10 protein-coding genes are annotated in these 14,038 nt (G+C 71.6%); 6 read left to right on the forward strand and 4 right to left on the reverse strand.

Features of this window, described 5'->3' with window-relative positions:
* Positions 1-82: 82 nt before the first annotated feature.
* Positions 83-2,137 carry a transketolase gene (gene tkt, locus VFZ09_RS42425; RefSeq protein WP_329733513.1) on the reverse strand — a complete coding sequence of 685 codons (2,055 nt, stop codon included), beginning with the start codon at positions 2,135-2,137 and terminating at the stop codon, positions 83-85.
* Between the two features lie 177 nt (positions 2,138-2,314).
* Here tkt and VFZ09_RS42430 point away from each other — a divergent pair, with 177 nt between their 5' ends.
* Positions 2,315-2,908, forward strand: coding sequence for a hypothetical protein (locus VFZ09_RS42430; protein ID WP_329733514.1), 594 nt, complete (start codon positions 2,315-2,317; stop codon positions 2,906-2,908).
* Positions 2,909-3,050: 142 nt separating this feature from the next.
* Positions 3,051-3,545 carry a hypothetical protein gene (locus VFZ09_RS42435; RefSeq protein ID WP_329733515.1) on the forward strand — a complete coding sequence of 165 codons (495 nt, stop codon included), beginning with the start codon at positions 3,051-3,053 and terminating at the stop codon, positions 3,543-3,545.
* Positions 3,546-3,554: 9 nt separating this feature from the next.
* Here the strand turns inward: VFZ09_RS42435 and VFZ09_RS42440 are convergent, their stop codons facing one another.
* Positions 3,555-5,258: an MASE1 domain-containing protein gene (locus VFZ09_RS42440; RefSeq protein ID WP_329733516.1), complete on the reverse strand. Its 1,704-nt coding sequence runs from the start codon at positions 5,256-5,258 to the stop codon at positions 3,555-3,557.
* A 103-nt stretch (positions 5,259-5,361) separates the two neighbouring features.
* Here VFZ09_RS42440 and VFZ09_RS42445 point away from each other — a divergent pair, with 103 nt between their 5' ends.
* From VFZ09_RS42445 to VFZ09_RS42460, 4 genes are all read left to right on the forward strand, one after another.
* On the forward strand, positions 5,362-6,009 hold the full coding sequence (locus VFZ09_RS42445) for a hypothetical protein (RefSeq protein WP_329733517.1): 648 nt from the start codon (positions 5,362-5,364) through the stop codon (positions 6,007-6,009).
* Between the two features lie 29 nt (positions 6,010-6,038).
* On the forward strand, positions 6,039-7,187 hold the full coding sequence (locus VFZ09_RS42450; protein ID WP_329733518.1) for a serine hydrolase: 1,149 nt from the start codon (positions 6,039-6,041) through the stop codon (positions 7,185-7,187).
* Positions 7,184-7,498, forward strand: a complete 315-nt coding sequence (locus VFZ09_RS42455; RefSeq protein ID WP_329733519.1) for a hypothetical protein — start codon at positions 7,184-7,186, stop codon at positions 7,496-7,498. Before VFZ09_RS42450 ends, VFZ09_RS42455 begins: the two co-directional genes overlap by 4 nt.
* Positions 7,499-7,639: 141 nt before the next feature.
* Complete coding sequence (locus VFZ09_RS42460; protein WP_329733520.1) at positions 7,640-8,968, forward strand: oxygenase MpaB family protein; 1,329 nt, start codon at positions 7,640-7,642, stop codon at positions 8,966-8,968.
* On the opposite strand, the gene VFZ09_RS42465 is transcribed toward VFZ09_RS42460, so the two are convergent.
* Both VFZ09_RS42465 and VFZ09_RS42470 read right to left on the reverse strand, forming a co-directional pair.
* Complete coding sequence (locus VFZ09_RS42465) at positions 8,958-9,725, reverse strand: hypothetical protein (RefSeq protein ID WP_329733521.1); 768 nt, start codon at positions 9,723-9,725, stop codon at positions 8,958-8,960. The two genes, VFZ09_RS42460 and VFZ09_RS42465, sit on opposite strands and share 11 nt — an antisense overlap.
* Positions 9,726-9,815: 90 nt before the next feature.
* Positions 9,816-14,030 (reverse strand): TOMM system kinase/cyclase fusion protein, encoded by a 4,215-nt coding sequence (locus VFZ09_RS42470; RefSeq protein WP_329733522.1) that lies wholly within the window; start codon positions 14,028-14,030, stop codon positions 9,816-9,818.
* Positions 14,031-14,038 lie beyond the last annotated feature (8 nt).

Consider the following 14,038-nt stretch of genomic DNA (forward strand, 5'->3'; position numbering starts at 1 on the left):
TCCCCGTCCACCTGCTCGGGCGGACCGGGGAAGACCCTCACCCCCACCCTCTCCCAGGGGGAGAGGGGGCTCTGCACGGTGGCTACTTCTTCGCCTGCTCCATCACCTCGCGGGCCACCTTCACCACGTTGTCCACGGTGAAGCCGAACTTCTGCTGCAGGGCCTTGAGCGGCGCCGAGGCCCCGAAGCTGCGCATGCCCACCACCGCGCCGCGCAGGCCCACGAAGCGCTCCCAGCCGAACGTGGACGCCTTCTCCACCGCCACGCGCGCGTGCACCGACGAGGGCAGCACCTGCTCCCGGTACGCCTCGTCCTGCTGCTCGAACAGCTCCCACGAGGGCATGCTCACCACCCGCGCCTTCACGCCCTGGCCCTCCAGCTGCTCCTGCGCCTGCAGGCACAGCGACACCTCGCTGCCCGTGCCAATCAGGATGACGTCCGGCGTGCCCTTGCTGTCCGACAGCACGTAGGCCCCCTTGGCCACGCCCGAGGCCGGCGCGTACTTCGTCCGGTCCAGCGTGGGCACCGCCTGGCGCGTGAGCACCAGCACCACCGGCTGGTGCTTCAGCGGCGCAATCACCCGCCACGCCTCCGTCACCTCGTTGGCGTCCGCCGGGCGCAGCACGATGAGCCCCGGAATCGAGCGCAGGCTGGGCAGCTGCTCCACCGGCTGGTGCGTCGGGCCGTCCTCGCCCAGGCCAATCGAGTCATGCGTGAAGATGTGGATGGCCGGCAGCTCCATGATGGCCGACAGCCGGATGGGCGGCCGCTCGTACTCGCTGAAGATGAGGAAGGTGGCGCTGTACGGGCGCACCTTGCTCAGCGCCAGGCCGTTGATGATGGAGCCCATGGCATGCTCGCGCACGCCGAAGTGGATGTTGCGCCCCGTCTGGTCCCCCGGCTTCATCGCGCCCGAGAACGACAGGTACGTCTTCGTGGACGGATTCAGGTCCGCCGAGCCGCCCACCATCCACGGGTAGTTCTTCGCCAGCGCGCCGAGCACCTTGCCGCTCGACTCGCGCGTGGCCACGCCCTTGGCGTCCGCCGGGAACACCGGCAGCTCCTTGTCCCAGCCCTCGGGCAGCTCGCGCTTCTGCATCCGCGTGAGGTGCTCCGCCAGCTCCGGGTGCTTCTTCTGGTACTCGGCGAACCTCGCCTCCCACTCCGTGCGCAGCTCGCGGCTGCGCTTCCCCATCCGCTCGGCGAAGCGCTCGCGCACGCCCTCGGGCACGAGGAACTGCGCGTCCTCGGGCCACCCGTACTTGCGCTTGGCGCCCTTGATCTCCTCCGCGCCCAGGGGCTCGCCGTGGGCGGACGCGCTGCCCTGCTTCCTGGGCGCGCCATATCCAATCTGCGTGGTGACGATGATGAGGGTGGGCAGGCCGCGGTCCTGCTTGAAGGTGCGGAAGGCCTGCGAGAGCGCGTCCAGGTCGTTGGCGTCGGCCACGTGGAGCACGCGCCAGCCATAGGCCTCGAAGCGCTTGCCCACGTCCTCGGTGAAGGCCAGGTCCGTGCTGCCGTCGATGCTGATGCGGTTGCTGTCGTACACCCAGCACAGGTTGGGCAGCTTCAGGTGCCCGGCGAGCGAGGCCGCCTCGCTGGCCACGCCCTCCATCAGGTCTCCGTCACCGCACAGGGCATAGACGTCGTAGTCGAAGAGCTCGAAGCCGGGGCGGTTGAAGTACCCGGCGAGCCAGCGGCTGGCGATGGCCATGCCCACGCTGTTGGCCACGCCCTGGCCCAGGGGGCCGGTGGTGGTCTCCACGCCGCTCGTCCAGCGGTACTCGGGGTGGCCGGGGGTGGAGCTGTCCAGCTGGCGGAACTTCTTGATGTCCTCCAACGAGATGGCCACCTGGTCCTCGACGGTGTAGTCCGAGGTGACGCGGCGCACGCCCGTCAGGTGGAGCAGGGCGTAGAGGAGCATGGAGGCGTGCCCGTTGGAGAGCACGAACCGGTCGCGGTTGGGCCAGATGGGCTGGGTCGGGTCGTAGCGCAGCTCCTGCTGCCACAGCTGGTAGGCCACGGGCGCCAGCGCCATGGGCGCGCCCGGGTGGCCCGAGTGGGCCTGTTCCACCGCATCCATGGCGAGGGTGCGGAGGGTATTGATGCAAAGCCAATCAGTCGAATCGTGGGTCATGTCTGGGAGTCCTCGTGCCCGCGGACGGTGCACCATGCCCCAAGCGGGGCGGGAGCGCCGCAGCATTCGGCATGGGATGCGCGGAGGTGGACGGAGGGGGTGGGACGTGGCCGGGTCGACAGAGCGGGGGTCCGAGGGACTGGCGGTAGGGGCCACTGAGTGGCATATGGTGCGCGCATGTCGATCGAAAAACCGTTGCGGGAGATGGTCCAGGCGGAGCTGAGGGGGCGGCTGGCTCCCATGCACAAGGCCATCACGCGAATGGATGAGCGGCTGGCGGTGGTGGATGAGCTGGTGGACATCGTCCAGCGTCTGGCGCCATTGACGAAGCGGATGCAGTCGTTGCAGCTGGCGTTGCCGGGCATGTCGGCGCCGGGTGGCCCGAGGGGCCGGGGCGCGGTGGTGCCGGCGGCGCGGGGAGCGCAGCAGGCCGAGGCCGTGCCGGCGCGCCGGGGCCGTCCTCCGGCGGCGCGGACGGAGGAGGGCAAGCGCTGCGCGGTCATCGGGTGCAAGAGGCCGTCGCGCTCGAAGGGGTACTGCTCGGCGCACTACCAGAAGCTGCGGTTGCTGGTGAAGTCGAACCGGCGGCCGGACAAGTGGGTGGACGACGCCGCGCCGCAGTCGGTGCCGGACGTGGTGTTGCCGAGGGGCCGTGCGGCGTCGAAGGCGCTGGCGGAGGCGGCGCCCCAGAGGCCGGAGCCGGCGGCACCGCCGAAGCCGAAGGCCTGGGTGCGCAAGAAGGGCGGCAAGGAGCGCGTCGAGCTGCGCTGAGCCGCGGCCCGGGACCCCAGGTTCCACCCGTGAACGCTCCCCCAGTCCCCTGGTGCCTGCCCGCTCCGCGGGCGGGTTGGCCGGAGCATTGCTGCCTCGCGGAGTCGTTGACACCGTGGGGCGGGAGTGATTTCCGGCGGGGATGAGCGATCAGGGTTATCCGGTGACGGTGGCAGTGAAGCGCCCGGACGGGCGCGTGGAGCAGGTGCGGGTGGGGACGGCGTTCCGCAATGGGGACGGTTTCTCGCTGAAGCTGGGAGAGATGAGCATTGGCGCGACGCCGGACGCGGCGGCGGCGCCGAGGCGTGCGTCCTCGGGCGGCGGCGGTGGTGGCGGCGGCGGCGGGGGAGGCGGCGCGGGCGAGGTGTTCCCCAACTACGGCCGCAGCAAGGGCGCGCCCATCCGGGGCGCGAGCATGGGAGACCTCGAGTACTACGCCAATGGCGCGAGGCGCTCGCTGAACGACCCGAGCAAGTCGCGCTGGCACGACCGGGAGCGGCAGCTGCTGGCGTCCATCGAGGCGGAGATCGCCCGGCAGCGGGGTGGCGAGGGCGGTGGAGGAGACGAGCCGCCTCCGCACGGGGATGATGACTACAGCGGCGGTGGCGGGGACGACGACGGCGGCATCCCGTTCTGACGCGGGAGCTCAGGCGGCCGAGCGGGAGGCCTGCGCCAGGGGCAGGAGGACGATGAAGGTCGTCCCCTGGCCCGGGGTGGAGTGCACCTCGACGGAGCCCTGGTGGGCCTCGACGATGCGCCGCACGATGGCGAGCCCGAGGCCGGTGCCCGAGGCCTTGGTGGTGTAGAAGGGCTCGAAGAGCCGGGCCATGACCTCGGGAGGGATGCCCGGGCCCGAGTCGGTGATGGAGACGCGGGCCAGGGGCACGCCGCCGCGCGCCGGGACGGAGCCGAGCCGGACGTGCAGGGTGCCGCCCTGGGGCATGGCCTGCAGGGCGTTGGTGAAGAGGTTGCTGAGCGCCAGGTGGAGCAGCTGCGCGTCCAGCGGGGCGTCGGGCAGGGCGGGCTCCTCCTCGCGCGTCACCCGGACGTGCCCGGCCTGTGGCTGGGCGCGCGAGGCGGCCTCCAGGGCGCCGTCCACCACGGGGCCGATGGGCTGTGGCCGCAGGCGGGGCACCTGGGGGCGGGCGAAGTCCAGCAGCCCGTTGATGAGGTGGTCCAACCGGGCCACCTCCTCGCCCATGACGCCGAGCAGCTCCCGGGAGGTGCCCTGCTCGGGCCCCACCAGGCGCGAGAGGGCGGCCACCGAGTTGGCGATGACCCCCAGGGGGTTGCGCACCTCGTGGGCGACGCTGGCGGACAGCTCGCCGAGGGCGGCCATGCGCTCGCGGCGGACGAGCTCCTGCTGGGCGGTGGCGAGCGCGTGCAGGGACTGGCGCAGCTCGCGGTTGAGGAGGGTGGCCTTCTCCTGGGCGAGGCGGCGCTCGCCGAGCGCGGCGGCCAGCAGCAGCCCGGACACGCCCACGGCGGCGAGGAAGGACTGGAGGAAGACGAGGCGCGCGGTGCTGGTGCTGCCCGGGGGCCCGGCGGCGAAGGGGCCATTGCCCTCGAGCGTGTGCTGGAGGGCCACGGCGGTGAGGGCCACCATGGCCGCCGAGGTGCCGCGGACCTCGAAGCGCAGCGCGGCCCAGAGGATGAAGGGGAAGGCGAGGTAGCTGACGGGGTGGTAGACGCTGGTGTTGTCGGGGCCCAGGTGGAAGACGAGGTCCACGGCCAGCACGAGCACCCCGAGCAGCGCGGCGAGCTCCAGCGGGCGGGCGCGGCCCCAGCCCTCGAGGCCGCGGGTGGACCAGGAGAGCAGCGCGGGGGCCACCAGCAGCACGCCCATGGCATCTCCCACCCAGAAGATGCGCCACTGGCCGCCCCACTCCCGCCAGGGGATTTGGCCCCGGAGGGCCATGAGGGTGACGCCGGAGGTGGCGCCGAGCAGGGTGCTCAGCAGGGCGCCGAGCCCCACCAGCAAGAGGACGTCGCGCACGCGCTCGAGGGAGGGGCGGAAGCCGGCGTAGCGGCGCAGCAGGAAGGCGCCGGCGAGCGACTCGAGGGCACTGCCGGTGGACAGGAGGAAGCCGCCCAGGTGGGGCAGGTGCCCGGGGAAGGAGGTGAGGGGCTTGAGGAGGACGGCGGCGAGCAGGAGGGCGGGCCAGTCGCGGAAGCGGGAGAGCAGCAGCGCGGCGAGCAGCACGCCACTGGGGGGCCAGAGGGTGGAGAAGTGCTCGTCCGAGGCGTTGAGCCGCATGCCCAGGGCGGTGCTGGCGGAATACACCAGGGAGAACAGTCCCAGCCGTCCGAGGGGATGCCAGCGTTGGAGGATGTGCTTGGAGTCGGGCACGCGTGCTCGCCGTGGCGTGCACGGTGGCACGAAGGCGAGGGCGGCGGAAAGCCCCCCGGGTGGGGGGCACGGCGGGCGCGTGTCGATGATATGACAGGAGCCCATGTCTCCCTTGCGAGCGGATGAGCGGTGGGCCCGGCGCGGCGTGAGTCCTGGCCTGGCGCTGGTGCTGGCCCTGGTGCTGTGGATGGTGCCGATGACGTCACGGGCGGCGCCGGAGTCGGCGCGGCTGTTGCCGGCGGGGATGATGACGGAGCACCCGGCGAAGTGGATGGCGCTGGAGCTGGGCACGGGGGCGGGGGCGGCGGTGGTGGCGGTGCCGGCGACGTTGGCGCTGAGCGCGTGGGTGGGCTCGCTGTCGTCGAACCTGGTGGGGGCGGCGGCTCCGGCGATGGTGTTGCTGCTGGTGGTGCCGCCGCTGGCGGTGACGGGGGCGCAGTGGCTGGTGGGCAATGCGTTGCAGCCGGGCAGCGTGCGTTTCCAACCGGCGGTGTGGGTGGCGCTCGGGGTGCACGCACTGGCGGTGACGGGGGCGGTGCTGCTCGGGGCGACGGTGGATGACCTGGGGGACGCGGCGCTCTTCACGTTGGTGGAGGCGCTGGTGTTGCCCACGGCGGTGACGCTGACGATGCGCGCGACGGCGCCGGTGCCGCCGCCCACGCTGTCGCGAGTCCCCGAGCGTCCGCGCTCCGTGGTGGAGGCGACCGCCTCGCGGGCCCTGGTGGTTCCCCTGCTGCGCTACACCTTCTGAACGGTCCTCCCATGCGTCGACTTCGCGGAATGTCCCCCCTGTTTCTGGCTTCGGCCCTGGCGCTCGTTTCGCCGGCCCGTGCCGCCGACTGCCCCACTCCCCCCACCCCCTGGCCCACGGAGGAATGGCCCGATGCCCGCGCGGAAGTCGCGGCGGCGAGGGCGGCCCAAATCCAGGCGTTGGAGGACTACGCCTTCACGCTCCAGGGGGAGGACAAGGAGCGCAAGGGCGTGCGCACGGATGGCGTCGTCGTCATCCACAAGGGCCGGGTGGTGTACGAGCGCTACGGCCGCGGCTTCGACGCGAGCAAGCGGCACCTGGCCTGGTCCATGTCGAAGAGCGTCACCAGCGCGCTGGTGGGCATCGCGGTGAAGCGGGGCGCGCTGAGCCTGGACGACTCCATCTGCGAGCACGTGAAGGCGTCGAGGCAGGACAACTGCGCCATCACGGTGCGCAACCTGATGGAGTTCGCCTCGGGGCTGGACTGGCGGGAGGACTACGAGAACGGTGGCACGTACCAGACGTCCTCGGTGCTGGCGATGCTGTACGGAGAGGGCCGCCGGGACATGGTGTCCTTCATCACCGCGCACGAGCGCAGTGACCCGCCGGGCACCTCGTGGCGCTACTCCTCGGGCGACGCGACGCTGCTGGCCGGGGTGCTGGACGCGGCGTTGAAGCCCGAGCTGGGCAGGGACTGGCCGTGGGTGTTGCTGCTCGACAAGCTGGGGATGAAGAGCGCCACGTGGGAGCGGGATGGCAAGGGCGTGGTGGTGGGCTCCTCGTACCTGCACGCCACGCCGAGGGACCTGGCGAAGTTCGGCTACTTCTACCTGCGCAACGGGTGCTGGGCGGGAGAGCAGATCCTCCCCGAGGACTGGGTGGCGAGGTCGACGGCGGTGTCCGAGCCCATCCAGCGCAAGTCCTACGAGCGGGGCCGGGACGACGTGCAGGGCTGGCAGTGGTGGCTCAACCGGCCCATCCCCAACGTGCAGACGGAGCTGCCCTTCCCCAGCGTGCCCGAGGGCGCCTACGCCGCGCGAGGGCACTGGGGCCAGTCCATCTCCATCATTCCTTCCCAGGAGCTCATCGTGGTGCGGACGGCGGATGACCGGGACGGCTCGTTCTCGTTGGACACCTTCCTGAAGCTGGCCCTCGCGGTGGTGGAGGAGCTGCCATGAGCGGGAGCCGTGCGCTGATGGTGCTCGCGTGTGCCGTGGCCCTCTCCTGCGGGAGGGGCGACACGGTGCAGCGTCCCTATGACAACAATGACTTGCAGCTCGTCACCTCGTACACGGCGAAGGACTTCTGCTCCTGCGTCTTCGTGATGCGGATGAGCGAGGACTACTGCCGGCGCTGGACGGCGGCGAGCCCGGCGGTGGCCACGGTGACGGTGGACTACGAGGAGCGCAGCGTGCAGACGGCCGCCGCGCTGCTGTGGGGCGAGAAGGCTCGCTTCGTCAGCGAGCGGGACGGCTGCGTGCTGGAGTAGCGCCCGGAGCGGGCTACCGCTCCCCCCTCATCCAGGGTCTCGGCCCGTGACGGCCCGGTGTCACAAATGGCCGATTTCCGTCGGACCCTATGAGGACACCATGGGGGTGCCCTCCTGAGAAGAATGTCAGGGGCGGTTCAGATGCGGATGATGGAAGAGCGGTGGACGGATGCATTCCTGGACACCAAGCGCACCGAGTGCGACCCGGAGGCCGACGAGGCGGTCCGGAGCCTGAGCGAGCGCGAGGTGACGCTGGCCAACGAGTTGATGACGCAGCTCATCCTCAATGAGCAGCCGGCGCCCGAGCAGCTACACCCGTCACTTCGCCACTTCCTCGACGACACGCGGGCCTTGCCCGACTGGACGCAGCCGTCCCTCCTCGCCGAGGGCCAGCGCTTCTTCAACCGCTGCGCTCCCCAGATGCTCATCGCGCTCTTCTGCGCCTCGCTGCCGTCCTGCTATGCGGCCCGCAAGGGGGTGAAGGTCCTCCATCTCACCGGGAAGATGGGGCGTGGGCGCGACACGCGCGTCCGGGACGTGCTGGCCTCGAACCTGCTCATGAAGCTTCCGCTCTCCCAGCGGCTGTCCATGAGACTGCGCGCGTGGCTCTCCCGCGACGTGCGGCGGGGCACGGGCCTTCCCACGAACCTCACGCGCCGCATCCTGGAGACGGCGCAGATGGTGGTGGATGTCATGGCTCCGGACCTGGGGCCCGGCAATCCGGCGGGACTCGCGCCGGGCGGGCGTGGCATCCGCACCGCGCAGAAGGTGCGCCTCATGCATGCCGCCGTGCGCCATCTCATCGCCCAGGAGGGGAAGTGGGACCCGGCGTTGGGCCAGCCCATCAACCAGGAGGACATGGCGGCCACCATGCTGGCCTTCTCCGTCGTCACCCTGCGCGCGCTTCCCAAGCTGGGGTACACCCCGTCGCCGCTCGAGACGCAGGCCTACTACCACGCCTGGCGCGTGGTGGGTCACATCATGGGCATCCAGGGCGAGCTGCTGCCCGAGCGCTACGAGGAGGGCGAGCGCCTCTTCGATGAAATCGCCCGGCGCCAGTTCCAGTGGAGCAGGGAGGGCGCGGAGATGACGCAGGCCCTGCTGTCGTTGCTGGACCATGTCACGCCCGGCAACCTCTTCGATGACCTGGGGGAGGTGCTCATCTATCACCTGCTGGGTGCCTCCACGGCGAGCGCCGCCGGAGTGCCACGCAAGCACGACCTGAAGAGCACCCTGCTCATGGGGCCGTTGGTGGGCCTGGGGTGGGTCATGGACGAGATGGACGAGCACAGCCTCTTCACCGAGGAGCTGTGCGTGCTGCTCGGGCGCAAGCTGATGGAGGGCATCGCCTGGGCGGGCCGCGGGAAGAACCGCGTGCCCTTCCGCCTGCCGGATCATCTGCGGCAGACCTGGGGCGTCCAGGGCTGGGAGCGGGCACCGCGGTCCGGGGACACGTTGGCTACGGCATGAGCAGCACGCATAGGATGCCGAGGGCCTGAAGCGCCAGCCCGATGGCCAGGCGATGCCGCCTGCGCTCCAGGAAGGCCAGCAGCTTCAGGCCCGCGGAGCCGAGCACCACGTAGGGGAGGAAGATCTCCCCCGTGGAGAAGTGCCCCAGGTCCTCTCGGAAATAGAAGAAGAAGAAGGACTCGAAGAGGCCGAGCGAGAAGACGTTGACGAAGATCTCCAGCAGCATGGCGTTCACGGCGAGCAGCAGCACCTTGGTGCCGTCCCGGTCGAAGCAGCGCAGCCGGGGGTTGGTGCGCAGGGCCTGGTGCAGCAGGTAGACGAAGCCCCCATAGAGGGGCCAGGTGAAGAGCCCGGCGGCCGAGGCGTAGCCGTGGTTCACCGGCCAGACGTGGTAGAGCCAGAGGGGCCGCTTCAGCAGCGTCACGCAGAGGGTGTCCGTGCCCACCTCGCCGAGTGTCGCGCAGAAGCAGGTGGTGCCCATGTAGAGGACGAGCGTGTCCACGCGGGGGTGGAGCAGGCGCCGCGCCAGCGCGCAGGCGGAGAGGTACAGCAGCGGGGTGAAGACGAGCAGGAAGCTCGTCAGGAAGAGGGCGGTGTGCTTCGCGGGGAGCGGCGTGGGGGTGATGGCGAGTGCCTCCCAGAGCAGCCACGCCCCCGCGGCGCTGAGCGCCTTCATCAGCACATAGGCGAGGAGCAACCCGGAGAGGACGCGCGGGACGAGCCGGGCGCGGGGCCAGGCGGCCGTGGGCCGGGGCACGGCTGGCGTCTCTCCTGGCGCATCCCACCGGGGTCGGGTCATGCCCGCAATGTGTGCGTGCCCTCACGGCGTGCCCACTCGCGCCCGGGTTCATCCCAACCGGGCGGACAACTCCCGGGCCTCCCGCTGGTCCGGGGTCTCCCAGCCCTCGGTGAAGCCGCTCAGCACCGCGTCCAGCGTGCCGCGCGCCTGCTTGCGCTCCCCCAGCCGCAGCAGCAACCGGCACAGGCCGAGCGTCGTCTGGAGTTCCAGCGCGCGGGCGCCCTGCTGCCGGGCCACGGCGATGGACTGGTGGAAGCTGGCGAGCGCCTGCTCCGGAGCGGCGCCTCGTGCCAGCAGCAGCTCCGCCCGCACGCGGTGGAGCGTCACCTCGCCGCAGCGCTCGCCGTAGCGCTCCTGCAGGGTGAAGGCCTCCTCCAGCACGCGCTGGGCGTCCTCGTACTGTCCGGCCAGCATGGTCGCCTCGGCCAGCAGGGTGAGGTGGGTGGCCATGCCCGCCTCGGAGCCCGAGGCGCGCCAGCCCTCGATGCCCGCGCGCAGCAGGGGCAGCCCCTTCTCCGCGACGCCCTGGGCCACCAGGGCCCAGCCCTTGATGAGGGTGGCCCACGTCTCCCAGAGCGGGAAGTGGTGCTCCCGGGCGAACGCCAGTGCCTTCTCCGCGCACCTCAGCGCGTCGGCGCTCTCTCGCCGGAACTGGTGGAAGCTGCTGGCGTAGCAGTAGGTGACGGCCGAGGTGTGCGGGTGGGCCACCTCCTTCGCCATCCGCAGGGCCGCCTGGTGGTCGCGCCACGCCTGGTCCGCGAAGCCGAGGTACCAGTGGATCCACGACACGTACGACATCGCGGCCACGGCCGGGTCCACGCCGTGCACGAGCGCCAGCGAGCGATGCCGGACGGGGTCATACCGCGCGAGCGTCTGCTCGAAGTGCTCCAGCGCGGCCGCGGGCTCGCCGATGGCGAACAGCGTGGTGCCCATCATCCGGTGGCCGAGGATGAGCACGTCCACCGCCTCCGGGTTCTTCCGCCCCAGGCCCAGCAGCTGCTCCGCGAGCTGGTGGGACTTCGGGAAGCGGGCGCGGGCGAAGTAATACAGCCACAGGCCGTGCAGGGCCGGAGAGAGCTGGGGCGTGTCTCCCATCGTGGTGCACAGCGCGTGGGCCCGGCTGTACGCGCGCTCCACCTCGGGCGTCCCATAGCCCCGCGTGGCCACCAGGTTGTTGCCCAGGCCGATCTGCAGGTGCAGCTCCTCGCGCCGCTGCTGCGCCGGATCCCTCAGGTACTTCACCAGCCGCAGCGCGGCCTGGAAGTGGCCCACCGCCTCCTGGTTGCTGGAGCGCTGGCTGGCGAGTGTCCCGGCCCGGGCCCAGGAGTGGATGGCCTGCTCGTACTGTCCGGCCGCCGCCTGGTGGTAGGCGAGCAGCTCGGGGTTGCCCTGCGCCGTCTCCGGGAAGAGCTTCGCGAGGACCTCGGCCACGCGCCGGTGGTACTGCCGCAGCTGGCTGCGCGGGAGCGACTGGTAGGCCGCGTCGCGGATGAGGGCGTGGCGGAACTGGTACTGCAGCTCGGGGCCGGGGCCCTGCTTGTGCAACAGGCCCGAGGCGAGCAGCGTGGCCAGGGCCTGTTGCAGGGCGGGAGGCTCCCAACCACTGACGGCCGCGAGCACGGCGGGGGTGAAGCTGCGGCCGAGCACGGCGGCCACCTGCGCCAGTTGTCTCGGTTCCGGGGGGAGCCGGTCGAGCCGCGCGGCGAGCAGCGCCTGCAGGGTGATGGGGACGAGCCACTGCTCGAGGCCCCGCTCGGGGACGCCCTGCCGGGTGGGGCACACCTCGAGCATCATCCGCGTCAGCTCCTCCACGAAGAGCGGGACGCCGTCCGTCCGGGCCACGAGCTGGTCGATCGTCTCGCGGGAGAGCGGCTCCTGGCTCGCCACCTTCCGCACCAGCTCTCCGGTGTGCTCGGGGGACAGCCGCTCCAGCGTGAGGTGATGGGACCAGGGGCGGGGCGCGAGGGGAGAGCGGAACTCAGGGCGGGCGGTGAGCACCAGCAGGGTGCGGGTGGAGGGGATGCGCTCCTGGAGCAGGGCGAGCAGCTGGAGGGTGGAGGGGTCCACCCAATGGATGTCTTCCACCACGAGCAGGACGGGGTCATGCCGGGTGAGCCGCAGGAGCAGCTCGGCGAGCACCTGCAGCAGCTCCTCCTTCAACCGCCGGGGAGACAGCGCGGGGGGCGTGTACGGCTCGAGCAGGGGGACGGAGAGCAGCGGGGCCAGCAGGGGCAGGGCGTGGGGCACCTCCAGCTCCAGGGCCGTGAGCATCTGCTCCAGCCGCGCCAGCTTCGCCTCGGGAGTGCGCTCGCGCTCCAGCCGCATGGCGCGGCGGATGACCTCGAGGACGGGGTAGAAGGCGCTGTCCTTGAACTGGGGCCAGCACTGGCACGTCAGGTGGGTATGGGACTCGCCGGCGAGGCGCTCGCGGAGGGCCTGGACCACGCGGGACTTGCCCATGCCCGCCTCGCCCGAGAGCAACAGCAACTGCCCCTGGCCGCTCCGGGCCCGGTTCCACAGCTCGAGCAGGAACGCGAGCTCCTCCGTCCTTCCGATGAGCGGGGTGAGTCCCTGGTGGGAGGCCCGCTCGAAGCGGCTCGTCACCTCGCGATCGCTGAGGACGCGGTGGACGTCCAGCTCGCGCCGGCTGCCCTGGAGGGGCTGGGGGCCGAGGGACTCGGTGGCGAAGATGCCCCGGACCAGGCGGTGCGTCTGCTCGCTGAGGAGGACGGTGCCGGGCCGGGCGCGCGAGGCGAGCGCGCTGGCGATGGTGGGGGCCTCGCCCTGGAGGGTGGGCCCTCCGGACTGGGCCTGGACGGCCAGGTAGTCGAGGGTGACGGGGCCGGTGTGGAGGCCGAGCTGGGGCAGCAGACGCTCGGACTGGCCGAGGTGGTGGAGCTGCTCCTTCATCGCGTCCAGCAGGTGCTCCGCCGCGCGCACGGCGCGTTCCGCGTCGTCCTCCCTCGCCGCGCGGCAGCCGAAGCAGACGAGCAGCTGGTCGTTGATGGAGGTGATGAGGGTGCCGCCCCACTGTCCGGTCTCGAGGATGCAGCAGTGGTGGAACACCTCCAGCACCTCGCTCAGGTCATCCGGGGTGAGCGAGCGCGGGAGGTCGTCCAGGCTGCCCAGGCGCGCGGACAGGAGCGTCACCTGCCGGCGCTGGATGGCGGCGTCCGTGCTGGCCGCGGCGCCGGGCCGGCGCGGGGGCGGAGGGGGAGGCTGGGCGAGGAGGGGCTCCACGGCGCGCAGGGCCTGGCGGAGCTCCTCGGCGCTCTGGAAGCGCAGGTCCGGGTCCTTCTGCAGCGCGCGTTGGAGCACCTGGTCCAGCTCCTCGCGCAGCTCGGGGGCGCGGGCGCGGGCGGGGGGGACGGGCTCCTTCGAGGTCACCTGCGCGCGCAGGCCCTTCGGCTGGCTCGCCTGGTAGGGCAGCTCGCCCGTGAGCATCTCGAAGAGGATGACGCCCGCGGCCCAGAGGTCGGTGCGCCCGTCCTGCGGCTCTCCGCGCCACTGCTCGGGCGCCATGTACGCGGGCGAGCCGGCCTGGAGATGCGCGGGGGTGGCTCCCGCGATGAGGTACGCGAGCCCGAAGTCCAGCAGCTTCACCCGCCCGTTCTCCAGGACGAAGACGTTGCTGGGCTTGAGGTCCCTGTGGATGATGCCCTGCTGGTGCGCGTGGGTGAGGCCCGCGGCGATCTGCTCCAGGAGTTGGACGGCGCGCAGGGGCTCGAGGCGCTCCTGCCTCATCAGCGCGTGGAGGGAGCGGCCGCGCAGGTACTCGATGACCAGGTAGGGGATGCCCTTCCAGGTGCCGACGTCGAAGATGCGGACGATGTTCTCGTGGTCCAACCGGGCGGTGGCGCGCGCCTCGGTGAGGAACAGGCCGTCGAGCCGCTGGCGGGGAATCTGCTCGTGCTGGAGCAGGAACTTGATGGCGGTGGTGCGCTCCAGGAGGAGATCCTTCGCGCGGAACACCTGGCCCATGGCGCCGGTGCCCAGCTCGGTGAGGATTTCGAAGCGCTGGCCGTCCTCGCCGCCCAGCCGGGTCCCGGGCGCGAGGAAGAGGGGGGCGCTGCGCACCTGCTGGGTGGAGATGGCGGCCACCTGCTCGAGGAACGAGTCCCCGAAGTCCGATTCCAGGGAGTCCGTGGAGGAGGGCGTGTCCTCGCTCGGAGGGCCGGGAGGAGTCAGGAGTCGCTGGGAGGGCGAGCCCCAACTGGACTGGTCTCCGGACCTGTCTCCTGAAGCCTCGTGGCTGGGAACCATGGCCGCTC

Origin of the sequence: Archangium sp., assembly GCF_036277355.1 — a bacterium.
Lineage (GTDB): Bacteria > Myxococcota > Myxococcia > Myxococcales > Myxococcaceae > Archangium.

Bases quoted from the DNA above. Each gene is read 5' to 3' on its own strand.
- tkt (WP_329733513.1), bottom strand. From the start codon at position 2,137: ATGACCCACGATTCGACTGATTGGCTTTGCATCAATACCCTCCGCACC.
- VFZ09_RS42430 (WP_329733514.1), top strand. From the start codon at position 2,315: ATGTCGATCGAAAAACCGTTGCGGGAGATGGTCCAGGCGGAGCTGAGG.
- VFZ09_RS42435 (WP_329733515.1), top strand. From the start codon at position 3,051: ATGAGCGATCAGGGTTATCCGGTGACGGTGGCAGTGAAGCGCCCGGAC.
- VFZ09_RS42445 (WP_329733517.1), top strand. From the start codon at position 5,362: ATGTCTCCCTTGCGAGCGGATGAGCGGTGGGCCCGGCGCGGCGTGAGT.
- VFZ09_RS42450 (WP_329733518.1), top strand. From the start codon at position 6,039: ATGTCCCCCCTGTTTCTGGCTTCGGCCCTGGCGCTCGTTTCGCCGGCC.
- VFZ09_RS42455 (WP_329733519.1), top strand. From the start codon at position 7,184: ATGAGCGGGAGCCGTGCGCTGATGGTGCTCGCGTGTGCCGTGGCCCTC.
- VFZ09_RS42460 (WP_329733520.1), top strand. From the start codon at position 7,640: ATGCGGATGATGGAAGAGCGGTGGACGGATGCATTCCTGGACACCAAG.
- VFZ09_RS42470 (WP_329733522.1), bottom strand. From the start codon at position 14,030: ATGGTTCCCAGCCACGAGGCTTCAGGAGACAGGTCCGGAGACCAGTCC.